At 38.7% G+C, this 26,975-nt stretch carries 21 protein-coding genes; 12 read left to right on the top strand and 9 right to left on the bottom strand.

Annotation, left to right across the window (positions count from 1 at the left end):
• Nucleotides 1–83: 83 nt before the first annotated feature.
• Nucleotides 84–998 (bottom strand): nuclease-related domain-containing protein, encoded by a 915-nt coding sequence (locus tag NRE15_RS05555; RefSeq protein WP_313794604.1) that lies wholly within the window; start codon nt 996–998, stop codon nt 84–86.
• A gap of 62 nt (nt 999–1,060) precedes the next feature.
• Nucleotides 1,061–2,050, bottom strand: coding sequence for a substrate-binding domain-containing protein (locus NRE15_RS05550; protein WP_313794603.1), 990 nt, complete (start codon nt 2,048–2,050; stop codon nt 1,061–1,063).
• 529 nt (nt 2,051–2,579) lie between these two features.
• On the opposite strand from NRE15_RS05550, the gene NRE15_RS05545 reads away from it, so the two are divergent.
• From NRE15_RS05545 to NRE15_RS05520, 6 genes are all read left to right on the top strand, one after another.
• Nucleotides 2,580–6,776, top strand: a complete 4,197-nt coding sequence (locus NRE15_RS05545; protein WP_313794602.1) for a VWA domain-containing protein — start codon at nt 2,580–2,582, stop codon at nt 6,774–6,776.
• A gap of 62 nt (nt 6,777–6,838) precedes the next feature.
• Nucleotides 6,839–8,314 (top strand): SpaH/EbpB family LPXTG-anchored major pilin, encoded by a 1,476-nt coding sequence (locus NRE15_RS05540; protein WP_313794601.1) that lies wholly within the window; start codon nt 6,839–6,841, stop codon nt 8,312–8,314.
• 96 nt (nt 8,315–8,410) lie between these two features.
• Nucleotides 8,411–9,565, top strand: a complete 1,155-nt coding sequence (locus NRE15_RS05535) for a SpaA isopeptide-forming pilin-related protein (RefSeq protein ID WP_313794600.1) — start codon at nt 8,411–8,413, stop codon at nt 9,563–9,565.
• A gap of 75 nt (nt 9,566–9,640) precedes the next feature.
• Entirely contained in the window at nt 9,641–10,513 is an 873-nt protein-coding gene (locus NRE15_RS05530; protein ID WP_313794599.1) for a class C sortase, read from the top strand.
• Nucleotides 10,500–11,357 (top strand): class C sortase, encoded by an 858-nt coding sequence (locus tag NRE15_RS05525; protein ID WP_313794598.1) that lies wholly within the window; start codon nt 10,500–10,502, stop codon nt 11,355–11,357. Before NRE15_RS05530 ends, NRE15_RS05525 begins: the two co-directional genes overlap by 14 nt.
• A gap of 1 nt (nt 11,358) precedes the next feature.
• On the top strand, nt 11,359–12,177 hold the full coding sequence (locus NRE15_RS05520; protein ID WP_313794597.1) for a sortase: 819 nt from the start codon (nt 11,359–11,361) through the stop codon (nt 12,175–12,177).
• A 140-nt stretch (nt 12,178–12,317) separates the two neighbouring features.
• Here NRE15_RS05520 and NRE15_RS05515 read toward each other — a convergent pair whose 3' ends face one another.
• Nucleotides 12,318–13,250: a nuclease-related domain-containing protein gene (locus tag NRE15_RS05515; protein WP_313794596.1), complete on the bottom strand. Its 933-nt coding sequence runs from the start codon at nt 13,248–13,250 to the stop codon at nt 12,318–12,320.
• Between the two features lie 112 nt (nt 13,251–13,362).
• Here NRE15_RS05515 and NRE15_RS05510 point away from each other — a divergent pair, with 112 nt between their 5' ends.
• Nucleotides 13,363–14,115 carry an alpha/beta hydrolase gene (locus NRE15_RS05510; protein ID WP_313794595.1) on the top strand — a complete coding sequence of 251 codons (753 nt, stop codon included), beginning with the start codon at nt 13,363–13,365 and terminating at the stop codon, nt 14,113–14,115.
• Nucleotides 14,116–14,129: 14 nt separating this feature from the next.
• On the top strand, nt 14,130–14,753 hold the full coding sequence (locus NRE15_RS05505; RefSeq protein ID WP_313794956.1) for a M15 family metallopeptidase: 624 nt from the start codon (nt 14,130–14,132) through the stop codon (nt 14,751–14,753).
• A gap of 49 nt (nt 14,754–14,802) precedes the next feature.
• On the opposite strand, the gene gtfA is transcribed toward NRE15_RS05505, so the two are convergent.
• The 5 genes from gtfA to NRE15_RS05480 form a co-directional block, all read right to left on the bottom strand.
• Nucleotides 14,803–16,254 (bottom strand): sucrose phosphorylase, encoded by a 1,452-nt coding sequence (gene gtfA / locus NRE15_RS05500; RefSeq protein WP_313794955.1) that lies wholly within the window; start codon nt 16,252–16,254, stop codon nt 14,803–14,805.
• 20 nt (nt 16,255–16,274) lie between these two features.
• Nucleotides 16,275–17,105: a carbohydrate ABC transporter permease gene (locus NRE15_RS05495; protein WP_313794594.1), complete on the bottom strand. Its 831-nt coding sequence runs from the start codon at nt 17,103–17,105 to the stop codon at nt 16,275–16,277.
• Between the two features lie 22 nt (nt 17,106–17,127).
• A complete protein-coding gene (locus NRE15_RS05490; protein WP_313794593.1) occupies nt 17,128–17,997 on the bottom strand; it encodes a carbohydrate ABC transporter permease in 870 nt (289 codons plus the stop codon).
• 80 nt (nt 17,998–18,077) lie between these two features.
• Nucleotides 18,078–19,313 carry an ABC transporter substrate-binding protein gene (locus tag NRE15_RS05485; RefSeq protein WP_313794592.1) on the bottom strand — a complete coding sequence of 412 codons (1,236 nt, stop codon included), beginning with the start codon at nt 19,311–19,313 and terminating at the stop codon, nt 18,078–18,080.
• A 3-nt stretch (nt 19,314–19,316) separates the two neighbouring features.
• Complete coding sequence (locus tag NRE15_RS05480) at nt 19,317–21,485, bottom strand: alpha-galactosidase (RefSeq protein WP_313794591.1); 2,169 nt, start codon at nt 21,483–21,485, stop codon at nt 19,317–19,319.
• Nucleotides 21,486–21,601: 116 nt separating this feature from the next.
• Here NRE15_RS05480 and NRE15_RS05475 point away from each other — a divergent pair, with 116 nt between their 5' ends.
• Nucleotides 21,602–22,465, top strand: coding sequence for an AraC family transcriptional regulator (locus NRE15_RS05475; RefSeq protein WP_313794590.1), 864 nt, complete (start codon nt 21,602–21,604; stop codon nt 22,463–22,465).
• 138 nt (nt 22,466–22,603) lie between these two features.
• Here NRE15_RS05475 and NRE15_RS05470 read toward each other — a convergent pair whose 3' ends face one another.
• Complete coding sequence (locus NRE15_RS05470; protein ID WP_313794589.1) at nt 22,604–23,473, bottom strand: BKACE family enzyme; 870 nt, start codon at nt 23,471–23,473, stop codon at nt 22,604–22,606.
• 579 nt (nt 23,474–24,052) lie between these two features.
• Here NRE15_RS05470 and NRE15_RS05465 point away from each other — a divergent pair.
• From NRE15_RS05465 to NRE15_RS05455, 3 genes are all read left to right on the top strand, one after another.
• Nucleotides 24,053–24,898, top strand: coding sequence for an alpha/beta fold hydrolase (locus NRE15_RS05465; protein ID WP_313794588.1), 846 nt, complete (start codon nt 24,053–24,055; stop codon nt 24,896–24,898).
• A 280-nt stretch (nt 24,899–25,178) separates the two neighbouring features.
• Complete coding sequence (locus NRE15_RS05460; protein ID WP_313794587.1) at nt 25,179–25,505, top strand: DUF3870 domain-containing protein; 327 nt, start codon at nt 25,179–25,181, stop codon at nt 25,503–25,505.
• A gap of 9 nt (nt 25,506–25,514) precedes the next feature.
• Nucleotides 25,515–26,969 (top strand): SLC13 family permease, encoded by a 1,455-nt coding sequence (locus NRE15_RS05455; RefSeq protein WP_313794586.1) that lies wholly within the window; start codon nt 25,515–25,517, stop codon nt 26,967–26,969.
• Nucleotides 26,970–26,975: the final 6 nt, after the last annotated feature.

The raw sequence follows: 26,975 nt of genomic DNA, 5'->3' as shown, positions 1-26,975 counted from the left end.
CTCCGCAGAAGTACAACCGCACAAAAAAACGGCTAACCAAGGTTATGATTATTAGTTAAAACCTCAGCTAGCCGTTTTTGGATTCAGATATTTATTTCATAGTACCAAATATTCGATTGTCTTTTCAGCACAAAATTAGTATTCATATGCTTTCTTATCGTTTTCAAGCTAATCGTACCATTCATCAAGCGATACAAATTATTCACCGTCACCATCTCAGGATGATGGTAAAACAGATAGCGTAGCTCATAAGCATGTTTGTAAACAACCTCTTGCAAGGATTCATGTCGACCACATTTTTTGCAACTAAGCCCACTTCGGTTCTTCTCGACATTAAACCCACCGCAACCTCCACACCTTGTCCCAGCCCGCACATACTCAAATCCCTCGGGCTTTAGCGCATCCACTGGGAATCCATAGGGGCGGCGGTAAAACTCCAATTGCGACATAACTTTTTGAAGTAAGGAATCGGGCATCTCATCCACCACCCGAATGCTATTAAAGAACCGCGCAAGTTGTGTTCGCTGGATAGCCTCCACGGTCAAACTCGCATCAAACGTTGTATGGCAATTCTCGTGAATAAATACTACTACCGGTCGAACTTGAATGCGCGTATCAACCTTGGCGGCAATGCCAGCAAGTCTTCGCGTTTTCTCCTTGACACTATCAAATATATTCTTTTCTTGCGCGACATTGTTGATATAGCACACGTCGTTTTTGTACTCGAACGCTGCATCGTAATATTTAGTATCAATCAAAATCCACTGACGGGGCGAAATTAATATCGAATCAGCTTGCATTCTCGCCTTAAACTCAAACCAATAATCCCCGACAAATATCCACCGCTTGTTACAATGCGAATCATACCACTTTTTAAATTCCAATTCGCCTTTATAACCCTGTCTTAAATTGTGCACACGCGTTTTCTGCGCTTCGTTAAATAAAACCCCACGTTGCTCCATGATTTCCAACACAATAAGTTCATCGTTTTTTTTCAATTGATACGCACCTCCTATATATAAGTACGTATTTTTTATGCGATTTCCACTTTTTTAAATGGTTAAATTTTGTTTAAAATAAATGTCGCTCGTTCATACAAATGAGATCCAATCGACACATTCTTGCTGACAGAACGCCGCTGAGTCAATTGCTCATACAACAAACCAATAGCTGTCCGCGACATTTCTTCAATATCAATTGTGAAACTCGATAAGGTTTGCGACTGGTGAAGCGGGGAGACGATATTGTTAATGCTAATTATGTCGATGCCGCTTACACCTTCCGCTTCCAAAACATCCAAAACACCCAGAGCAATCGTATCCGACGCCACTAACAAAGCCTGCGGTAATTCATCGCCCGCAAGCATGCGCCTCGCTAAAACTTGCCCGTTTTCTCTTGAAAACTTTCCTCCTGAAAAAATAAATTTCTCGTTCAATAAACTATAAGAATGCAAATAATTTCTAAAATTAACTTCGCGAACATCACGCGATTCTACCAACAAATCAGGCGAAAAATAGGCATCGCCTACAAAACCAATCTGACGATAGCCCTTATCTAGAAACAACCGAATCGCTTTTTTAGTAATAAAGGCTAAGTCAGGGTTGACCGAATCGAATTTATTTTGAAAATGTTGCGATTCCACATAGACCCCATAGTCGAAATAAGTTTCCAACATCTCCAAATCCCCCATGCTAAAAGATCCCACGGCAATAAAGGCCTCATAATTCGCAAGCACACTGGCATCCAACACCCCTTTTCGCAAGACGGTTAAGGTCAAATTTTTATTTTTCGCAAACTTCATGATTTGCTTATACAATTCCCGAAAATAGTCGTCCTGATGCTCATCCGTTTCAGAAATCCAGTATAAAAACAGAACGTTATCAAAAGCAAAACGAATTTTTTCCATAGGGTAACCAAGCTCAATGGCAGTATCATAAATGATGCGTTTCGTTTTGGGTTTAATAGATAACGTTGGATCGTTTTTAAATAAGCGCGAAATTGTAGCGGGCGAAAAACCCGAGGCTTTTGATATATCGTTGAGTGTTACCATGTCATCACCTTCAATGCATATAATAAATAATTATAACATAGCCTATCATTTTTTCGTTAAATATTAACCAGCAATATTTTGAAATTAATCTTGTACCTAAATTAGTCGTCAACATTAATAAATACCACTGACTAAAATTAGAAAGGACTATTGAAAGCATCATCAACTTGTGTTAATCCAAGTTTTTGTTTTTTTAACTCGTCAATTTTTTCAATAAATAAAAATAATTAATTTGTATACATAAATAAAATGAGATATTTATTTTTTTCAAAAAATTATCTGACGATAGTTGATAGTAAATATAACACTAATAATGAGTAAATAAATTTCAACGCAAACGTTGGCGAATACATATTACGTAGTTATTAATCGCCGGCGAGACAATAATTATCAAAAAAATATAAATAAAAAATATTTTTGATAAGCTATTGCATTTATATTTTTTGTCAGTATAATGGGTTTCGAATTACAAATAAATGTAATTATATATAGTGAATTTATAGACAGAAGTAGGTGATTGAATGTGAAGATGAAGAATAAATTGAGTCTATATAATTTCATGTTGAGTATTATAATTGTCCTCGCAATGATGCCCTGGCAAATTGTTTTGGCCGAATCAACAAACGTCAGAAATGATAATGAAGACGTCATTAAATTAACGGCTGTCCAAGAAACCGCTGAATCCATTGCGTGGCAAACGACCTATAACCAATATGGTCACCTAGAGGGTGATGTTGTCCTACATTTTAATGCAGGATCCAGTAAAGTACAGAAACTGAAATGGTTTAATGCCTCGGGGGTATCGGAAACGCTACCGCTTACACAAAGCGAAGCAGCCTTTAAACAAATAGTGAGTAATTACCGTCAATATAAACAAGGTAAAGAGGACTATCCCGAGCAAGTGACCCGCTTTGAAACGGAATTGTTGGAACTTGAAAATAATTTACAAGCAGCAATTTCCAATTATTCCAATCAGGAAAGCCCATTATCAGCCAATATTGAGCAAGCAAATAGTCAACTGACAACCAATCAAGCAACGATCGCAAGCCTTGAAAATCAAATCAATCAACACGCTGCTGCGCTCATCCCAATTGATGAAAATACAGATGAACAAACACGCGCAAAGAATGCAGCCACTGAAACTTCAATACTTGAATTACAAAATCAAATCGCTTGGCTACAAACGGCAAATAGTGAACTCTCGTATTCAATTTCCGAATGGCAAGCGCAACTGGACAGTCTTAGTCAGGCTATCACTGTTGCACAAACCACTCGCGATCAATTTGCACAAACGCGACCGGTTGATCCCTATGATCAAGTGATGGAAGATAGTTGGAAAGTCATTTTGCAGAAAGATCCGAATGTTGAGCAGTATGCTATTTATCTTCCTCAAGACCAACAAGCTTACACTTTTGAATGGTCGGTTAGCTTTGATGAATACCATGACACGATTAGTATTTCTAACGCGACCCAGCTTAATCAACAATCGTATCAAGTAACTTATGAAATTCCTGAAGTGAAAAAGGAAGTAACAACTGAGTCAAGCAGTGAATCGGATGCGTCAACAAATTCTGAAACATCTGAATCCGAATCTGAATCTGAATCATCAGAATCTGATTCAGAATCTTCTGACGAATCCACAACAGAAACGAACTCAGATGAAACGAATGAATCAAGCGACGAAACGAGGAGCGAGCACCAGATATTTATTTCTGATAGTCAGACCATTGCGCAGACTCTAACGATTCCGGCGGACACCCTCGTGCCTAGTGAGCAATTAGATATCTTGGCTAGCCAAATTGAGGGTTTTCAGTACTGGTATTTTCAAGCAATCGACAAGCCTGAAACCTCTGGCACTGAAGCGGCAGAAATTGAGACATTTTCAATCGAAAGTTATCTGGCTCAGAACCCCATCGATTTTGTCATGCAACTCACCGATGATGTGATTGTGACAAGTTCTGAGCTGAGGTTTGACCTTAGCCAACCGATAACCACCGATGGCATTCTGATTCCTGTCGTCTCAACCGATACGTACCATCTGGTTGAATTTGCCGACGACGACACGCTCATTGAGCAACTGCTTGTTAAAGAGGGCGTTGTGATACCGGAAACCTTTCTTCCTCCAATAAATATCACTGATGACGATATTGTTTTTTGGACGCATGAAGAAATAGCCGAAACCGTTATTCCAGTTGATAATGTAACAAGTATGGATGAGAAGCAACGCATAGATCCACGGGAGGCCTTTGATCTAACGCAACCGATTAGCAGTGATATTTATTTAGAGGGGGTTCGTGATCAGGATTACCATTTTATTGAGTTGGATTATCAAAAAGATGATTTAAAAAAGGGTTTGTTTGTGGCGGATGGGCAGGCGGTTCCGCAGGAGCAGTTGATTGACATAGTGGCATCGCAAGAAACGGAGGCGATTATTGCCTTTCTATCGGAAGAAGCAGGCTTGTACAGTCCCTTGTATCATGCAGTCAATGAAACGGTTGGTGGTGAACAATTTTTAATCGAACCGGAAACGACGAATTTAGGTGAAGAAGTGACGGCTTTGGAGGCTGTCACTGAGGATGCGAGCTTGTTCGTGGTTTATAATCGGCCTCTAGGAAACACGGGAGCGAACCAACCACAAAGTGCCATGAGGATGTTTAACCCATTAATGGCGGCTCAAGTGGTCACGCCGACGGGTTTAGAAATTGATAAACGAGTGCAATTAGTGGACGGCTATGTGAACACTTGGGATATTACGTTGGAAATTAAGGGGCAAAAGAAGGAAGAGCGTTTGGCGGATATCGTGATTGTGATTGACCAATCAGATAGTATGTCAAGGAATAGTCGAATGGTCAATGCTAAAAATGCGGCCACGACTTTTGTGAATCAGTTTAATGATTATCCCGGTGTTAATATTGGGGTGATTGGTTACGATACGGACGCTCGAACGATCAATCAATTAACAGCCAATCGTGCTCAAGTGACGAGATCCATTAATCAGATGAATTATGTGGATTACCCTAGTAATGGACCCTATGGGGGACATGCACAAGGCTTTACTAATATTCAAGCGGGCTTATATCATGCTCGGAATATGTTAAATAATTCCAGTAGACCGAATGTACCAAAGTATGTGGTGATTCTGTCCGATGGGGATCCGACTAAAAGTTATGCCTTGAATTATAATCAGTTTGGCGTGATGGCTAATTCTGAATCCTTTTCTTACAGAAATTATGTGATGAATGAGGCCTATCAAATGGGTTTAAGTTCAAATTATAATTCCATTGTTGGGACGGGGACAGCTAATCAGGATGAGTTTCAGTTATTTCAATCATTTATGGGTAATTTTTACATGCGTCACAGTGTGAATGCGATTAAAGAAGCCGGTTTTGTCAAGGATATGGGGGCGACGATTTATTCGATTGGGCTCGATATTGGTGGCAACACCACCGCTAATAGTGTTATGCGGCGGGTGGCGACTTCAGCCAATCATTTTCGGACCGCCTCATCCAGCGACTTAAATGCGATATTTAATCAAATTTCGAGTGACATTGTGCGGACTTTGCCAGCCGCCTCTAACATGCGCATCGAAGACCAGATGGGGGATGGGTTTGTGGTTTCCAATGTCTCGACGATTCATGCGTCGCAAGGGACGGCTACATATGATGCGACAAGTCGGACGATTTATTGGAATGCGGGCGATTTGAATCTGCCTGCGAACAGTGACACGAAAACAGCGACGATGACTTATCGGATTGAAATCGATCCGTCTTTCCTTCAAGTCAATAACGCTACGACTCAGCGATGGTTTAAGGCAAACAACTTCGCCAGGTTGACTTACGACAATAATCGCACAGCGGATTTTCCGATTCCGCAAATCGATCCGGTGTTGATTAACTTTAAAAAGTTGTTATTTGATAAAGACAGTCAGCTTATTGGAGCGGATGCTCGACGCTTCGACATTACGTTACGTGATCCAGCGGGTGATTTAGTTGAAACCATTCATTTACGCGCTAACGAAACATTGACTTCGACGGTTTTGCGAAAAGTAGGTCAATATACGGTGGAAGAAGTTCGCGCGTTTGATATGAATGACCAACCGATCCCTTTGGAGGATTTTGAAGCCGAAGTTTTAATTGGGACGACGACGACGGCAGGGAAAAAAGCGGTCTTTACGATTAGTAACAATACGGCTAGTAGACCTCAAGGGGATGTAGCTGTAACCATTAAAAATCGTGAAGCGGTGAAGGCTTATGATCTGAGCATTCGTAAGGTTAGTGGGTTGAATACGAATCAAGCGCTTAGTGGGGCAAGTTTTGAATTGCGTACAAGTCCTAACGGGGATGTTGCTATGAACATTGAGGGTCAGCCATTGCGAGCGACCACTAATTCCCAAGGTGAAATTGACTTTAGCCAGATTCCACTAGGCAACTATTATTTAGTGGAAACCAGTCCGCCTGCTGGGTTCCTCGGTATAGCTGACCCAATCGAGATTGAAGTGAGTCGCGAAAGTTTCGAGGGAAGCAGCGATATTTTGTTGGCTTTTGATCCGGATTACGTCACTTTCATTGACGGTGAACCACCGACGATTGAAGTTAAAAATTATCCCGTAGGAGAATTTCCTCATACGGGTGGCATGGGGACTGTGGTTTATTACGTCACAGGGATGATGATGATCGCCATAGCCAGTTTTGGTGCGCTTAAGTACCATCGCCGACGTTCGATTTAACGTCCTAACAGCTTAATAATAAATAGCTATTTATTATAATTATATATTTTTGGAGGATTGCAATGAAAAAGAGACTTTCTGTTATGTTCGCTTTATTATCCATTGTTTTTTCGTCACTCGTATCACTTACGCCTGTTCAGGCCCAAACGGTTCCTGAATCAACGACTGTCAATATTCACAAAGTGGTTTGGGACGCTGAACCAAGTTACCAACCGATCCAAAATATTGATGCATTAGATATTAGTCATTTTGGGGGCAATGCCCGTTGGTTGGCTGGCGCGCAATTTGAATATTGGGCAATTTCTGAGGCTGACTATAATAGCTATTCGGCTAATAATGATGGGACAACAACGGGACCGGCTTCAGGGACGGGGACGGCTTTAGCTTTAACTGACGGCAATGGTCATACGTCTGTTAGCTTGCCACAAGGTTACTACTGGTTCAAAGAAATTGAAACGCCAGGGATTGATCAACAAATTTCTACGTCTTTTGGTCTCGTATTACCTTTTGCCAATGCGGATGGTTCGGGCTATGTAGATAATTTACATATTTATCCTAAAAACGTGTCAACGACGTCTTTAGAAAAAACGGTCGGTAACCTGGTCAATATGGATTCACCTTATGATATAGGTGAAGAAATCACTTATTACTTGGAAGCGCGGATTCCTGCGGGTGTGATTAATAAATTTGAATTTACCGATACCTTATCTGCGGGCTTAGAATTTGTTCCGGGTTCTGCACAAGTTCATTTTTCTCCGCTTGCCGTGACGGATGTTGCCGCTTTACCCGCTGGTTCTGCGATTTCAGATACGCCAAATGGTAATACTTGGACATTTGATTTAGCGGCTTCACATGCAGATGGCTTAGCCGCTAACCGTGGGGGTTATGCGTATGTTTCTTATCGGGTGAAAATTACGGAAGAGGCTGTGGTGGCAACAGATTTAGCCAACTCGGTTAACTTAGTGATTGGGCGTGAAGGTCAACCGGATGTGGATGCTTCTGATGAACCTGTCACAACGGATGTCCATACGGGTGGGAAGCAATTTATTAAAGAAAACCGTTCAAACGGTGAAGGTTTGGCCGGTGCGGAATTTGTTATTCGTAACGAAGCGGGTGACTTCTATAACTATGATGCTGCTGCGAATGTAGTGACTTGGGGCGCGCAAGATACGGCCACCATTTTAACATCTGGCGCCGATGGTCGCTTTGAAATTAAAGGTTTGGCTTATGGTGAAGAAGGATCGGATGCTGCGACGGGTGCTACGACTTACTATTTAGTGGAAACACAAGCTCCGGATGGTTTTGTGATTCCAGCTGCTTTAGCGGATGGTTTAGCTTTTACCGTTAATGCTAGTTCGTATAATGAAACGGAAACGGAGTTGACGGTTGAGTTAGCTGAAGGAACGGTCGTTAATAACTCACAAGCACCTATTATTCCAAACACAGGGGGAATTGGTGCAATTATCTTTATCGTTGCCGGTGTGTTAATTATTGGCTTGGCTTTATTTATGATTAAAAAACGTTTTGCGAACGATTAGATAATCAATGAATGCGATGACGACGGTCATCCTTTCATCAAAGCCAAGTGTGTGCTTGGTTTTGATGAGAGTAATATTTTCTAGGGAGGTGTTTGAGTGAAATTAAAAGTGTTTGTCTGTCTTTTAATGGCTTGGCTTTTGTTGCCTATGCAAAGTGTGTTGGCTAGTGGTGAGACCCATCGTTTGACGCTTGTCACTGACCAGGCGGATGTCCAGTTTCAGTTGTGGCAAATTGATGCGGTTGTTGATGATGCCGATGCGACACTTTCCCAGTTGAATGCGATGGATGATGCGGCTTTGACGGAGCGCTATGCTAGGCTAACGAGTCCACCGACTGATGCCGATGGGCAGGTAGTGATTACTGATTTGCCTGCGGCTATTTATTACGTTAAGGCAGACGCTTTTGTTCCGTTTCTTGTTTCACTTCCTCAAATAAATACCGCCTACCCAAAACCTTTGCAAGCAACGGGCGATGTTGTCTTAATTAAATATGGGGTCAGCGGTGACTCACGGGAGTTGTTGGCAGGTGTCGCATTTTTCTTGTTTGCGGCCGCTGATGAGGAAGGGCAGTTTCCTTTAGGGGCTGCTCATAATGGTGCGTTTGATCCGGAGATAGCGGGTGATGTTTTAAGGACCAATGATGAAGGTCGTATTGTTGTGACGGGTTTATCCGTGGGGAGCTATTACTTTCAAGAAGTGGCAACCTTAACGCCCTTTGAATTGAATGAAGAACGTTTGTATTTTGATGTGGTAGCCGATGAAACCGTAGTGTTAGAAATGGATAATTATCGCACGGAAATAGGTAGCTATGGTTTTCGCAAAGTTTCGGCCTTGAATGCCGAACTTGGCTTAAGGGGGGCTCGTTTTAAAGTTTACGACGAGGAGCAGCGGTATTTATTGGATGATTTAGGGTTTGACTTGGTTTTGGAGTCGGACGATGAAGGGTATTTTGAATTGGTCGATGTCCCATTGGGCGACTACTGGTTGGAAGAAATCCAAGCCCCGGTCGTCGAGGGGGTGGTTTATGCTTTATTGACGGAACCTATCGCTTTTTCTGTTACAAGCACATCGGGCGCGACGGAATTGATGCAGGTTAAAAACATGCCTGTGACTGCTGGCGGCGTGACTGCCATCCCGGCTACGGGAAATTGGTTGGTTTATGGGGTGATTGTTTTGACGATAGGTATCTTCATGCTTGGATGGTGGCTATACCGATCACACGGTCAGGAGAACTGCGATAGTGATGATTGATAATGGCGGTTCAGCTGTGTTTCTTGCCTAAGAGGAGGAAGAGCAGATGCAAGACCAGCAAGGATGGAGGCTTCAATGAAGAAATTAGGGGTATTTATTAAAAAGGAAAAAGGTTTGATTTTGTCCATCTTGGTGCTGTTGGTCGGGATGGGCGTTTTGGCTTATCCGTTTGTGAGTGAGTTTTTGTATTGGCGGGCGGCGAATACGGAGATTGAATATTTTGAGGTGGCGGCCAAGCAGTTGACCGATGAAGAGCGCGAGGACCGGCTGCGGTTGGCGCAGGCTTACAATTCAACGCTCACGTCAGGTGGCGGGCAGTCCCTGAGTGATCCGTATTCCGATGAGGAGAAGGAAGAGGGGCGTGCGGTCTATGCGCAGATGTTGGAGGTCAACGAGCAGCTGGGATATGTGACGCTTCCTAAGCTTGATTCCAAATTGCCGCTGTTTGCTGGGACAACGGATACGGTCTTGTCGCGAGGGGTTGGGCATTTAGAAGGAACGACTTTGCCGGTTGGGGGAGAGAGCACGCATGCCGTTTTGACAGCGCACCGTGGGCTACCGAGCGCGCGCTTGTGGACGGACCTGGATCAAATGGTCATCGGTGATATCTTTTATGTGGATACTTTGGCAGGCACGCTGGCTTATGAGGTGGATCAGATTGATGTGATTGAACCGACGGATTATAGCCAGTTGGAGCTAGTGAATGGTGCCGATTACGTGACGTTGTTGACTTGCACGCCTTACATGATTAACAGTCACCGTTTGATTGTTCGCGGACGGCGGACGGCCTATTTTCCCGAGGAGGCCTTAGCGGCTGAAGACGACGGTGGTTGGCGCTGGAATTCCCTTTATGTGCGTCTAGCCACTTACGGCGGTATTGCACTTTTAGCTATTTTCTTGTTGCTTTTTATTCCGTCAAAAAGGAGAAAAAACCGTGAAAAAGCCTAATAAATATCACCGCTTCTTTTCCTCTATGTGGTTTTTTGTGTTGCTGTTTTTGCTGGGTGCGGGATTGATTTTGTACCCTTTGGTTTCCAATTATATTTATTTTGAAGTAGCCAATGAAGAAATTACGGCTTTTCAAAGTGGCGTGGAAGCTCTAGCGGATACGGAAAAAGACGAACGTTTGGCCTTGGCTCAAGCCTACAACCGTGCGGTTAATTATCAACAGATTACAGACCCTTGGACGGCGGAGGAAGAAGCAGGCGTTGCGGAATATGCGCGGATGTTGGAAGTGCAAGAGCTTTTAGGTTATGTGGTTATTCCTAAAATCAACGAACGACTGCCCATCTACGCAGGCACTTCGGCGGCTGTTTTAGAAAAGGGGGTGGGCCATTTGGAAGGCACCGCCTTACCCATTGGAGGAGTTGATACCCATTCGTTTTTAACGGCGCATCGGGGGTTGCCCACGGCGCAGCTGTTTCGGCAACTCGATAGGTTGGCAACGGGGGATATATTTTACGTGACCAATTTGTATGAAACGTTGGCTTATCAGGTCGATCAAATTAAAGTGGTCGAACCGAATGCGATTGAAGCGATTCAAGTCATCGAGGGGGGCGACTATTTAACCTTGTTAACCTGTACACCCTACATGGTCAACTCCCATCGTTTGTTGGTACGTGGGGTGCGGGTCGATGATGCTTTTTCGGGTGATGCAGAGGAGGTCATAGGTTTGCCAGCGCGGGTTAATCCCTTTCTGATAGCGGTTGTGGCCGTGGTAGGCGTGTTGAGTTTGCTTGTTGTCTATGTGATTTGGCGTGTTCGTCGGGGTCGGGGTAGGAGGAGGCGGTAACATGAAATGGCGACACTTATTGGGCTTGCTGTTGATGCTTGCAGCTGTTGCTGTCGCACTCGTGTTCGCACGGTCGTTGGCCGCCGATTATGATACTGACGTGCAAAATGAAGCCGTAGAAGTTTTGAGCCGCCAATGGGATGCGGGTGGAGGACGTGTTACGGAGCTAGCGTCGGCATCGGAGGTGAATTTGCAAGACCCCTTTGAGGCGGGTAGCGACATAGCGGTGGACACGACTACTTATGCCTTGTTGCAAATACCTCGTCTCGGTCAACTGTTGCCAGTGCATTTTGGGGCGAGTCCGGAAAACTTAGCGACTGCGACCGCCTTTTTAGCCGGCAGCGACTTGCCAGAGGTTAGTTGGGCTAGCGCTGGCGGCGCGCGCACCGTCATCGCCGGCCACCGCGGCTACTACGGCCAAACCTTGTTCCTGCACATTAATCAGCTTGTGGCTGGCGACGATTTGATTCTTTTTTACAACCACAATAAATATCACTACACCGTGACCGAGTCAGCGGTCATCGGTGCTCACGATGTAGCTGCCTTGGAAGCTGTTGCTGACGCTAATCTGTTAACCTTGCTGACTTGTACGCCAATCCCCACCTTTGAGGACCGCTTGTTAGTGAATGCCCAGTTGCTAGAAGTGGAAAATTTGGAAGCACCCGCTTCACTCCAAGAAACCGTTGATACTGTGCGTTCAGAAGCCGTTTTGGTGGCTACTTCTGCGGTGGCTAGTTATGGATTGCGATGGGTAGTCGGCTTGTTGGTGGTAGCGTTGGCGTGGTTAGTGGTGTTATTGGTGAGGGAATTAGTTGGGTGATTGAGGCGGAATCGCCATTCTGTCCAAAATTGAGCTAAAAAAGGACAGAATAGAGCTATTCTGTCCAAAATTAAGCCAAAAAAGGACAGAATAACCTTATTCTGTCCAAAATCCATCAAAAAATGGACAGAATGACTAACTTATTTAAAGGTGTTGTGAATATCAACCTGATAATATGAGGATTTCCCTTTGTTAACAACTTTAAAGTGATTCCCCATATATCTTCTTATTGATCTTATTGTTATTTGCTTTCCCATCAATTCATACAAATGGCGAGTTGTTACCATTTCTGGATTATCATAAAATAATAATCTTTGTTGAATCGTATGATATCGAACTATCTCACTGATAGTCTGTTTATTACCACATTGATGACAAATAATTTGTGATTTATCTCTTTCCGTCCCACAAAAACCACACCCCCCACAAACAATCCCTTTACGTAAACTGGCAAAGTCCTCAACTTTCAAGGCTTCAAATGGCATGCCGTACTCTGTCCGATAAGTGTCGAGCACGACCGAAACTTTCTGCACCAACCAATCTTTTAACGGTGGTGTATGCCTATACTGTTCTAAAAAGCGCCGCAACAACGTCCGTGGCACCAACTCCACGTCATTGGGCATCCTATCATAGGTCACATGACAATTCTCATTGATAAAAACCAATGCTGACCGCACCGAAATATTGCCTGTCACCTCACGGGCAAGCTGTTGTAAATTTTCATTTCGGTTTTCAGCCGCCGACACAATATTATCCATGGGTTTTGACCAACCATTGGCATAACATTTCCCCTCACGATACTCAAAACTTGTCTTGTAATTTTTCACATCGAACGCAATCCACTCATACGGCAACACCAACAAAAAATCCGGCTGACGCTTTGGACCATCCTCAATCTTAAACCAATAATCCTCCACCCACATCAGATGCGACAAACCAAACTCCACCACCAAGGTCGCAAACTTCGCCTCGCCCTCATAACCCGTCTGCAATTTCTGCAAATGATTTTCATCCACAGCCACTCCCCGCACAGCCATCGCCTCCAACACGCGCAACTCAATATTTTTTTCCAATTAAAAACATCCTTTCAAATAAATAAAAATCCTTCTATATATAAATACACTTTTTTTCGTCAATTCCATTTTTTATATGCTAAAATAGAAGAAAAAGTAGAGGAGTTGTCAAATGGGACGCGTAGAGACCTTTGATTTTTATTTTCCATATAAAAACGTAGATAAAAGCATTCATATTTATTTGCCTGAAGGAGAAGGTCCTTTTCCGGTTTTGTACATGTACGACGGGCACAACCTGTTTTTCAACTCGTGGGCGACCTATGGGACGTCGTGGGGACTTAAAGATTTTATGGACAACTATCCACAGCCAATGATCATTGTTGGAATCGAGTGTAGTCATCAAGGCAGCGAACGCTTGTGGGAATATTCGCCTTACAAGATTGAGCAAAGTATTTTTGGAAGTGGCCTGATTGATGGTTATGGCAAACAATACATGGAGTGGCTCGTCAACACCCTTAAACCCCATATTGATAATAAATATCCCACCCTATCAGACCGACAAAATACCGCTGTCGGTGGGAGTTCTATGGGAGGCTTGATGGCGTTTTACAGTGGTTTAGCCCATAACAAGACCTTTTCAAAAATTGCGAGCTTGTCACCCAGCTTATTTTTCTGCAAAAAACAGCTGATGGAAGAGTGGGAACACAGTCAAATTGATCCTGATAGCCGTTTTTATTTTAGTTTTGGGGAAGAAGAAATTGAAAATAGCCCCCAAGCATTGAGTCCGGTTGAGTATTTTAATGACGCTATCCAGCAAGCGGGGGCTAGTAGTATGATCCACATTCAAGCAGGCGGTGGGCATAACGAAGCCACATGGGCAGCCCAAAATCAGCGTTATATAGCATTTCTTTTTGAGGAGCGGTAGAGACATTGGTTAAAATGAGATATTTATTTGTGGTGGTTTTGATGTTTTGGGTTTGGCCTGTCGTGGCGGAGGAAGACTGGCAGTTGGTGCTGGTGAATCAGTGGCAAGCGTTGCCGGAGGGCTACGAGGTGGAATTGACGGAATTGCGCAACGATTTTTACGTGGATGAGCGCATTTACCCGGAATTGCAGGCCATGTTTGATGCGGCTAGGCAAGAGGGGATTTATCCGTTAGTGGTGTCGGCCTTCCGTGACGAGACGGAGCAGCAGGGGATTATTGATGAGCGGGTTAACAATTATATGGCGCAGGGCTATTCGTGGCAAGCCGCTTTGGACGAGACCTTGCGGACGGTAGCACCACCCAAGTATAGTGAGCATGAAACAGGTTTGGCGGTCGATATTAATGCTGAGAATGGTGACGATCAAGCGGTTTACGATTGGTTAGCCGAGCATGCGCATGCGTATGGCTTTATTGTGCGCTATCCAGCGGATAAAGTGGCGGAGACGGGGATTGACTATGAACCGTGGCATTTCCGCTATGTCGGGGTCGAACATGCGACGTATATGTATGAGCATGACTTGTCGCTGGAGGCGTATGTGGAGATGGTGGGGGACGCAGATTCTGATTTGAGTGAGTAAAAAAAGAGCCAAGAGCTAAGGTCAGTACATGACTCATAGCTCTTGGTTTTTATGATATATGTTGCCAAATAATTTTATCATTGTCACTAATATGTGCTGTTTTATTCGAAAAATCAATGGATAATTCAGCTGATACGGACTTGTCTTGATTAAAGCGTTTAATATGTATAAAATTGTCGTTCGGTGTAGCAATTTCAATGGAACCCTCTAAATCAAAAGCCATACTGGTATTTCTAAATTCGCAAAGAGCAATGATCTGTTGTACGACATCACGTTGTAATTCAAGTTCTGTTTCTGCTTTAGAATAATAATGACGGTTTATATTCCGACCTTCTTTGGTGGCCTCGAGTAACTCAATATCATTGCGACCTGCCAATAGTCCAACATAATATATTTGTGGAATTCCTGGAGCAAAAATTTGGATAGCTCGAGCTAAAAAATAGTCCAAGTCATTTTCACCTAAAGCACTGTAATAAGTCGAATTTATTTGATAGATATCTAAGTTATTATATTTTTCACTGGAATAGATTTTTTTAACATTCGCTCCGACTTGATATAAGCGTTCCGAAGTATAATTTAATTCATCGTCAGATAAAATATCTTTGGCATCAACAACACCTATTCCATCATGCGTATCCAAAGTTGTAAATTGTTTCATAGGCGACATTTCTAACCACTTAGCTAAACGATTTGTTTTACCGCTATACAAGGTATATAAAACTACCATCGGAAGCGCAAAATCATAGATGTAAAAATCGCGTTCACTTAATTTAAATTGAATAGAATAATGTTCATGGATTTCAGGTAAAATTAATAAATTATTTTCCTTAGCCATAGACTCTACTTCATTCAATAATTCATAGACTTCAGGTTCAACAAAGAAGCAATTGGTATCTAACTTTTTAATCGCATATGCAAAAGCATCTAAACGAATAATGGAGGCACCATGATCACGAAAGGCTTTAAATGTGTTGTTAATATATTGTTTGGTAATATCCTTAGTGACGTCCAAGTCAATTTGTTCGTCGCCAAAAGTATTCCAAACGTGCGTAGTACTACCATCAGCAAAATGAACTTCTTGAAAAGGTGGTTTATCTTTTCGTTTATAGATCAAATCAATATCTTCATCCGTCGGTCTTCCCTCTGGATAAAATTCATTAACATCAATAAATAACTCTTTATACTCCGAATTATTACCTTTTTCAATATAATCTTTAAAAAAATCGGATTGCTTAGAAATATGATTAAGCATAAAATCAAACATCAAATAATATTTTTCGCCAAGTTTCTGAATATCTTGCCAATCACCAAAGGCTGGATCAACGATTTCATAAGTGGTTGGAGCAAAACCGCGATCACCTGTTGAAGGGTAAAAGGGAAGAATGTGAATGCCACCGATGGCTTGACTTAAATGTTCATCAACTACCTCAGTCAATTCTTTTAAATTTTTCCCCATACTATCAGGGTATGTAATAAGCATTATCTTATTTGGTATCATAATATTTCCTCCTTATAAAAAATTTATTTAACTGAACCACTAGTCATACCAGAAATAATATTCTTTTGGAATCTAAGGTACACAATTAGAATTGCCAGGATTCCAATTACATAGGAAGCAAATGACGGACCAAAGTCTAAGAAATATTGTCCTTGATAATTGTATTGGAATAATGGAAGTGTCCATGTATCTTTATCTCGGTTTAAGATTAACAATGGTAATAAGAAGTCATTCCAAATCCATAAAGCATTTAGTATGATAGTAGTTGCATGCATCGGTTTTAAAATAGGAAATATCACTTGGAAATAGGTTTGTAATTTACTTGCACCATCAATTTCAGCAGCTTCATCAAGTTCTGCTGGAACGGATCCTTGAATATAGCCAGTATATAAAAACAAGGTTTGTGGAATAGCAAAGGTTAAATAAAGAATAATGAGTCCAGGTATGTTCATCATATCTAAATTACTCATTAAATTCGTTATGGGTAACATGACAACCTGAAAAGGAACGAAAATCCCGATAATCAGTAGGAAATATATAGCACGATAGTTTTTGTTACGATTCATATTTCTTGCTATCGCATAAGCTGCAATGGGTACAAATAGTGTAATCAATAATATAGATACGACAGTAATAATTGCCGAATTAAGGAAATGAACCGTCAAACCATCATCAAAAACGCGTTCATAGTTTGACCAAGTAAATGGATTTGGAAGGCCAAAAAAATCGCCCGTAATATTGGCAGTTGTTTTAAATGAACTGACAAGTGTTAAATATAAAGGAATTATTATGATAAGTAGACCAAAAATTAATAGCGCTAATGTCACTACTTTACTTAAATTTATTTTTTTCATGTATTAACCAAACCACCTTTCATTATTTACTAACACTTTTGTTAGATAAATACATTTGAATGACAGAAATAACTAAAATAATCGCAAATAGTATCATAGCAACAGCGTTAGCATAACCTACTTCATTGTTACTAAAGGCTGCGTTATATACTAACAAACCTAAACTCATAGTAACATTTTGTGGGCCCCCACCAGTTAATGCCATTATACTATCAAAAGCAGTAACCCCTGATTTTAAAGCTAAAATAAATACAATACTAATTGATGGCATTAAATGCGGTAACATGATGTGTCTGAAAACTTCCCATTTATTAGCTCCATCGATTTCGGCTGCTTCAATAATTTCTTGAGGAATACTCTGAATACCTGCTAAAAATATAATGATAGGCATGGCTACCCCTTGCCACAAGCCGACAAATGAAACAGCATAAGGTGCAGTATTAGGATTAGCTAATAAGTTTTGTTGTAAAAATTCAATATCTAATAAGCGACCAATTTGTGGAATCCCATAATTGAAAATTTGGCTAAAAATTAAACCAATTGTGACAGTACTTAGAACCGCTGGGAAGAAGTATGTGGTTCTAAAAAAGCTACGGCCTGGAATCTTTTGATTGAGTAACAAAGCCCCTGCAATACCAATAACAATTTCACCAACAATTAACACTACGGTATATAGAGTTGTAAATCGTAAACTGTTTGTGAAACGTGGATCAGAAAAAGCCCGTCGAAAGTTATCTAACCCAATAAAATTCCATTCTCTAGTTAATCCAGACCAATCCGTCAAGCTGTAATAAGCTCCTTGGAACAATGGAATAAAAAAGAAAATTAATTGTAGTAAAAGCGGAATAATTAAAAATAAATATCCCCAGTAGTGTTTTCTGTTAGTTTTCATACTATATAAATCTCCTCTTAAAAAAATTAAAGCAATAAAGGGCTAGGACAAAAGCCCAGCCCTAAAAATAAATGGATAAATTAATTTTTCATTGGATCAAAGTGATTGTTTAATCCTGTTTCTAAAACATTAATATCGCCACCACTATTGATATAATCAACTGTTGCATGCCAAAATCCTTCTTCAGAATTCCATTCAGATTGTAACCAAATAAAATGTTTATCCGTATTGACTAATTCTGAAACAGCTCTCGTTTGTTCAAATGGGAAGTGGTCTTGTAAGGCAGTTAGTGTTGTTGGCATTCCATCAATATCATAGTAACGAACAAGCACATCTTCGCGTGTCATATATTCTAAAAATTGTAAAGCTAATTCTTTATTATCTGATTCTTCACTAACTGAGAAAGCTAAGTCAGCTGCACCAACAGTTAATTCTTGACCTGCTTCTTGACCAGGATATGGGAAAGTTCCTACTTCAAAACTAGGTTGTTGTTGCATAATCACTGGTAAAGCCCACATACCGTTAGGTAAGATAAGTCCTTGACCGTTAACAAAAGATGCAATTGAGTCAGCATAAGAAGCGCCGTTAGCATTCGGTTGAGCATTATCTACTAATAAGGATAATTGTTCAGCTACTTTTTGAGTGACTTCATCTTCAGCACTTATAGCTCCTACTTCACTAAAACGTAAATAGTCATTTGCTGCTTCAGGACTACCCGCTGCATTTACCCAAGCAAGTTGATGATAACCATTTAAAGTCCAAGAATCTTGAGTAGAGAATGCTCCTGCGAATGGAATATGGTCAGATTCTTTAATTTGGTTTACTAATGCTTCAAAGTCTGACCAAGTAGCAGGAACTTCTAAACCAAGCTCATTAAACAAATCAACATTATAGAAAAAGCCCCATGAATTAGTTGTTAATGGTAAGTTGTAAATGCGATCGTTTATTGCATAAGTTTCTGCTGTGCCTTCAACTAAGTTATTTAAGAAATCTTGATCTGTTAAATCAACAAATCGATTATCAGCCGCCCATTGTTTAAAATCCGCATTTTGAGGATATACATTAATTACGTCAGGGGCTTCATTATTAGCCATACGCGTTCTTAAAACAGTTCCAGCATCAGGTACAGTGACAACTTCAGCATTTGCGCCAAATTCTTCATTGAAATCTGCAACAATTTCTTGGAGTGTAGCTTGCATTTCGATTTTTTGATTGAAAATTTCTAAATTACCATCTTGCGCTGAAACGTTAGTAGATCCTACAAAAGCTAAACTAACAGCAGATAAAGCGACTAAACTTGTGATAAATTTTTTCATCATTTAATTCTCCTTAATTTTATTAAATATAATTTGATTGCTATAAAAGTCCTGTTGGTTGACTGGCATTGTGATACCAATTACAGTAAGTTCCTCGCCTGAATAGACACGATTGCTTTGATCGACATAATAAGCTTTTTCATCTAAGTCTTTAAGCTTAATGACACTCTCGCTAAATTCAACGTCACTTAAAATTTTAACATAGGTTAGGACAACCATTTCATCAGATACAAATTGATTAGCATATTCATTTGTTGGGTGCGTGGTTTCTAAACGCGTCAGTTGACCTAATTGAACAGTTGAACGTATTGTTTTATAGGTTGCAATACATTGTTTAATTTTCAGTAGTTCATCAGCACTCATTGTTGTTAAATCAAGTTCATAACCCAAGTTTCCCATCATTGCAATATGATTGCGTGTTTCAAGGGGTGTAATACGACCCGTTTGATGATTAGGTACAGCAGAAACATGAGCGCCCATAGCTATAGTAGGATATAAATAAGTCATATCTTTTTGTAATTGAATTCTAGAAATAGCATCAGTATTATCACTGGTCCAGACTTGCGGGAAGTATCGCATGATGCCTAAATCATTACGCCCACCACCACCTGCACAACTTTCAAATAATACATTTGGATGTTTTTGAGTTAAATAATCCAATATTTCATACAAGCCTAACATATATTTATGTGACTGCATGAGGTTTTCACTTAAAGTAAAGTGGTTACCAACATTAGTAATATTGCGATTCATGTCCCATTTAACATAATCAATATCGTATGCAGTTAAGAAATGGCTCAGAGTTTCTTTGATAAAATTAACCACTTCTGGATTAGACAAATCTAAAACTAATTGATTTCTCGAATAAATATGATTCCTATCTTTTGCACGTATGACCCAATCTGGATGTGCTTGATAGAGTTCACTATTTTCTGAAATCATTTCTGGCTCGAACCAGATTCCAAATTGCATTCCCAGGTTATGTATTTCAGTTATTAGTTGCTCTAAACCACCTGAAAGTTTTTCCTCATTAACAAACCAATCACCCAAAGCCCGATTGTCATCGAATCGATTACCAAACCAACCATCATCCAAAACAAACAGTTCAATACCAACATCTTTAGCAACTTTTGCAAGATTAATTAACTTGTCGTAGGAAAAGTCAAAGTAAGTTGCTTCCCAATTATTTAGTAAGATAGGGCGTATTTGATTAGCAAATTTATGAGGCATAATATGATTTAATATATAATCATGACTTATATGAGTAAGTTGATTTAATCCAGCATCTGAAAAATTAATTACCACAGCTGGAGTTACAAAATCTGTATTACTATCTAAACGCCATTCGAAAAGTGTAGGTTCAATCCCCGTACTAACTCTGATTTCTCTTAACTGATTTTTTTGAACGGTTACATGGAAATTTCCACTGTACATTAATTGAACAGCTATACATTCACCGTAAGACTCATTGACCTTATTTTCACCAATAATTAATGATGGTGATTGACTATGTCCACTTGCACCCCGAGTAGATGAGATACTATGAGTACCTTGTTTAAGTGAATCAATAACCATTTCTTTTTCACGACCATAAGCTCCTTGAAAAGTTATAAATTGATAATCAAGAGGTTGAAGATCAATTGTGAAGCTGTCAATTTTTTTAATCTTATATTGATTCGATGAATGATTAATTAATTTTCTATGTGTAGAAATTGTACTAGACTCTTCATAAATTGAAAAATATATTTCTAAGGTTAAGTCTAATATCGAATCTTCTAAAGTAAAAACAATTGTTTGAGTCGTATGACTATTATCATATGGAAAAGGTAATGTTTTTTCTTCTGGTAAACCTTGAAAGATTGTATAATCTTTAAATTTAAAATCCGATAGTTGATTTTCATCATTAGCGATAATAATGGAAGGCACTCTAAAGTCGCCCAATCCATGCTGACCAAGAATTTGTCTTTGAGTATCTAATGAAAAGTTTCTATTATCGGCAAAAGGTGCTGGTGAAAATGAGTGATCTTTATCAATTAAGAGATTTGAATGTTGATAAGTTTGTACCTTTTTGCCAATATGTCTTACCATCAAATACTCATGATAATTCTCTAAAATAAGAGAAAAACCTTTAGAATTAATAAAAAATAAATTATCTTCAGCATAAATTGCCACATACATACCCCCTTAATACTTATGTATTTATTAAACTACATTGAAACCGCTATAAAAATAGTAAAAAGCAATTTGAATATGTTAAAATGTTACTATAAAGACTTAAGGAGAGAACTATGCTTTACTATACTGACTATGAATCAAATACAACAGACCTAAAAGTGGAGTTTTATGGTTTTGAAGATTGTAAGCCAAATCAATCCTACGGTCCTGAGGTGAGGGATCTATTTGTCTTACATTTTATCCGAAGTGGAAAAGGCACATTTTATGTTGGTGAAAATACATACCATTTAGGAGAAGGTGACTTCTTCCTTCTATTACCTAAAGTAGAAACTTATTATCAAGCAGATTCAAATGATCCCTGGTCTTATTTTTGGATTGGCTTAAACGGCAACAAAATCATCAATTATTTGCAACAATCAAGTTTGTTCAATGATATGATACTAAGGAATTTGTCAAAAGAAAATATTGTGAAATTTGATGATAAATTTAGTAGTATCATTGATTTAATGGGACTAAACAATTTTAATACTTATTATCATTTATCTTTATTTGAAAAGACATACTCCTTGTTGAGGTTATTGATAACTGTTTCACCAAGCAATGACAACAATCAATTGACTCAAAAGAAAAAGTATGTCATTCAATTAAAGAATTATTTAGATTCTAATTATTCCAAAGAAGTAACCATAGCAGAAATTGCCAACAAGATGGCTTTAAATCGCAGTTATTTATCAAGAATTTTCAAAGAAGAATATGATATTAGTCCCAAAAATTATTTAACTCATCTTAGGATGGAAAAGGCAAAACAACTCCTAATAGATACTGAACAATCTATTTCTAGTATCAGTGAAGTATCAGGATACAAGGATGTTCTAACCTTTTCAGCAGCATTTAAATTACACACGAAATATTCACCGACTCATTTTCGCCAAACATACGATAGTAAGAACCAAGCGATTATAAGATCAAATCAGTGAATAAAAACGAACTCCAATTACTTTTTTAACAAAAAGCTATCGGAGTTCGTTTTTATGTTTTTGTGACTAAGTGTAAGATAAGAACATAAATCGATACGGAAAGGTACTAGCAATCCCAATAGTAATCTAATTTTCCGATTATTTTGAGTATACTCCTAAAATATCCCTTGCTTCAGCAGGAGTTGCAACGCTATTTCCATATTCTTTAATTACTCTTGCGGATCTTTTAACAAGTTCAACATTTGTTGTAAGTTGACCATAAGAATAATAGAGATTATCTTCTAAACCAACGCGAATATTACCACCAAATGCAAGCGTAGTATACATAATAGGAAGATGCATACGACTGATGCCAAAAGCACTCCAATTAACTCCTTTTGGAAGAGCATCATGTAATATGACGAGATTTTTTACCGATGCAGGGATTCCACCTTCAATCCCTAAGCATAGTTGAAAATTAGCTTTCTCAGAAAGGTAACCTTGACGAATTAATTGCTCCGCTTGATGAATATCACTAAGATTAAAAATTTCAATTTCAGGTAATATGGATAATTCTTGCATTTTTTGTCCTGCTTGGCGCAAAAAAGGTACAGGATTCATAAAAATTTTTTCACCTATATTCATTGTGGGAATGTCATATGATGCCATTTCTGGTTTTAAATCCAAAATATTGATACGTTTTTTCTGAATTGAATCAAGTTCACCTTTTATTGTTAAACCTTGATAGGTGAAATCTTCTCCAGATGTTGAAACATTAACGATTATGTCACATTTCTTTGCTAACTCTTCAATGATATAACTGATTGAATTAGTATTTATCTCATATGTTTCTTGATCATCGGCCTTTACATGTATATGTACAATTGAAGCACCATGTAAATAACATTGATATGCATCTTCAATCATTTCATCATTGGTAACGGGCGTATTGGGATTTAGTTTTTTAGAACCCTGTGATCCAGTGATTGCTACTGTAATGATTGTTTTATTATTTTGATGATGATTCATCGTTTTTCCTTCTTTCTTATTATCTTTTATGTAAATATCTTATTAATAAAAACAAATGAATAGGTTGTAGTTATGATAATATATCATATCATCAATTGTTATACTAATATGACTTAATTCATCGAACAAGAAATAAAAACAATTAAATAGCTCTTTAGAACATACTTTGACAAGGTAAATTAGGCTAGAATTACAGAGTTTAAAGTTTTAAAATAGTAACTAAGTTTGTCAAAAGAAGTGGTATTATTGAATAAATTAAAAGTAAGTTACATGGCAAATAGGGTAGGAAACGAATTTAAAAACTAAGGTTTGTTGGATAAAAGAATACTTTAAATTTATGATTAAAGATAAAAAAAATTAATTAATGTTTGCATAGAGAATATTTTATGATATACTTAAGTAAGCGATGTCAATAAAAGTTATTTTTTTAATGTTTGACATCTTAGTCTTGAGTTATTAATAATTTAATCAATTATTATAAAAGCCCAGACTATCCTAATACATATACTATATATCATAGTAATTGTATCTAGGGATAGTTGGGCTTTTTTTAATGTACTGATTAGGGAAGGTGATTTTTTGGAAGAAAGAATAGTAGAAATTGGAGAAAGTAAATTAAAGATATTTGATAATAATGGAGGAGATAGAGGGACAATTATTGGAATTCACGGTTTGACTGGGAATGGAATGCAATTAAATTTTTACTCTAAGCATTTTGCAAAAGAAGGTTATCGTGTGATAACTATGGATTTACGAGGACGTGGTGAGAGTAGCGAAGGTGAAAAGCCATCGAGTATTTTTAATCATGCTGAAGATATTAAAGCGTTGATTGAAGCCTTAGGAATCAGTAATCCAATCCTTATGGGGTATTCAATGGGCGGTTTTATTTCGGCAATTGTGGCAAGTGAAATTCCAGATGTCAAAGGGGTTGTTTTATTAGATGGGGCTGCAACAATGACAGAACATCAAAAACCAATTGTAGAACCATCATTTAGCCGCTTAAGTAAACATTGGTCATCTCAAGAGGAATATGTGCAAACAGTAGCACAAGGCTATGAGGCATTTGGTATTCCAACTGATGAAAATATCGTCAGTGTTTTAACTTATGAAATTAAGGATCATGGTGATTACTGGGAAAATAAAGCTGAAGAAGCAACAATACGTGAAGATTGGTCAACTTTCTGGGAATTTGACATTAGTAAATATGGACAAACAATTAATGTTCCTGTCTTATTGATTATTTGTGAAGGAAATATTGGTTCAAATCCACCCTTGTTTTTAGATGAGCATTATACAAAAACAATTGAGTCAATCAAGGACATTACTGTATTCCATACACCAGCTAATCACTATAATTTAGTGTTTACAAGACGTGATGATGTTGTAAACGAAATCGAGATTTTTCTAAAAAACAAGATTAATTAATATTAATAAAAATCTAACCATATTTTAATGCATAACACCTTTACATTTTGTATAATTATTGTGATGGTAGCGTTTGCTATAAGAAATTTCAGGGGCTGCATTGTAAACCTTAGTGTGTTCTATTTATAGAGACATTAAATCAATTTATAATGAGTAAAACCATGGAGTAATTCTTTTTTTAAGGGATAACTCTGTGGTTTTTTGTTTTGTTTTAGAAAGGAGTGGAAATGTTTTTAAGCCGGTCTCTTTAGAATCTAAATTAAAATATGGAGGTAATTAAATGCGAATTTTAGATACTGTATTCGTCTCAGGATATACTAGATTACCCAAAGGAACAGTAATGTATGAAGAAAGTGCTGTTGTAGGTGTGATGTTCGAAGTCAACCGTACCTCACACATCATTGTTAAAGCAGAATGTACATTTGTAACACAGTTAGCACAAGATTATTTTAGAAGAATGTTAGTCGGTATGAATTTTGTTGATGATCTTGATGAAATTTTAAAAACCGTTGAAGCTAATCTTTTTATACCTTCTGCCCCATCAATTGCAGGAGCGATAAAAGTGGCACAACAACGTTATATTGATCATTTTGAGAAAAAGGAATAGGTAAAATTTATGAAAACAAAACAATCATATACTAAAGGTCAATTATTTGGATTTGTTTTAGGTATCGTCTTATTTATTTTGATTTACTGGTTTATCCCCTTTGGTACGTTATCACAATCTGGTGTAGGTGTTTTAGCAACATTAGCGCTTATGGGATCATGGTGGATTTTTGAATCAATTAATACAGGGATTACAGGTTTAGTTCCATTATTTTTATTCCCTTTGACAGGTGCTTTGAGTGCTGGTGAAACAGCTTCTGCTTATGGGAATAATACAATTTTTATGTTTTTTGGCGGATTTGCGATTGCATTAGCATTAGAAAAATGGAATCTGCATAATCGTATTGCATTAAACATTATTGGGATTGTTGGAACAAGCTTAAACCGATTAATTATTGGGTTATTGTTAGCAGCGACATTTATTTCAATGTGGGTATCAAATACTGCGACCGCATTGATGTTATTACCAATTGCTTTAGCAATGGGTAGTAAAATGACAGATCTTATCTTAGAAGAAGATCCAACAAATGAATCAGATGCACAAAAATTTAGAAAATCATCTGTTTGGGCTGTTGCTTTTGGAGCTATTATTGGGGGCTCTATGACCTTGATTGGAACACCAACCAATATCTCGCTTTCAGCATTTGCGGGTGAATTATTAGGATTTGAGATTCCATTTGCTCAATTTATGCTTTTTGAATTTCCCCTAGCACTACTTCAATTGGTTGTTGTTATCTTTATTTTGAATAATGTTTTTTATAAATATGATAAGAAACAGCTTGAAAAAGGAAAAGACTATATTGATAGTGAAATTAAAAAATTAGGTAAAATGTCTTATGAAGAAAAAGTTGTTTCTGTCGTTTTTGCATTAACTGTCTTCTTTTGGATTTTCCGCACGTTTTTATTTGATGGAATTCAAGGATTATCAGATACAGTAATCTCAATTATTGCTTGTGTAATTTTGTATATTATCCCTGACAAGCAAGGAGGAAGAATTCTAAACAATGATTCTGTTTCTAAGATGCCTTGGGCAGTTATTCTAATGTTAATGGGTGGTATGGCTGTTGCTGCTGGTTTTACAGGAACAGACTTAGCATCTTGGTTAGGTGAACAGCTGTTGCTCTTTGAAGGAGCTTCTGAATTTACGATGGTTGCTATTGTTACAGGCTTTTCACTGTTAGTTACACAAATTGCTCCAAATACTGCTACAGGAACAATTGTAATTCCGATTGCTGCATCTATTGCTCAAACGATGGGCTATGATCCTTTTATGTTAATGACAGCAGCTGCTTTAGGTGCTGGGTTTGCAGCAACCGTACCTAGCGGAACACCGTTGATGGGGATTATCTATGGTCAAGGCGACTTTGAAATGTCAGAGTTAATTAAAGTAGGAACGCCATTTGTATTGGCTTCATTTGTTGGAATCATCTTAGTAGTTTATTTCTGGTTACCAATAGTATTTTAATAGAAG

The organism is Fundicoccus culcitae, from assembly GCF_024661895.1.
GTDB lineage: Bacteria > Bacillota > Bacilli > Lactobacillales > Aerococcaceae > Fundicoccus_A > Fundicoccus_A culcitae.
Note: the sequence above shows the minus strand (reverse complement) of the source record. Positions and strands in the feature narration are given on the sequence as shown.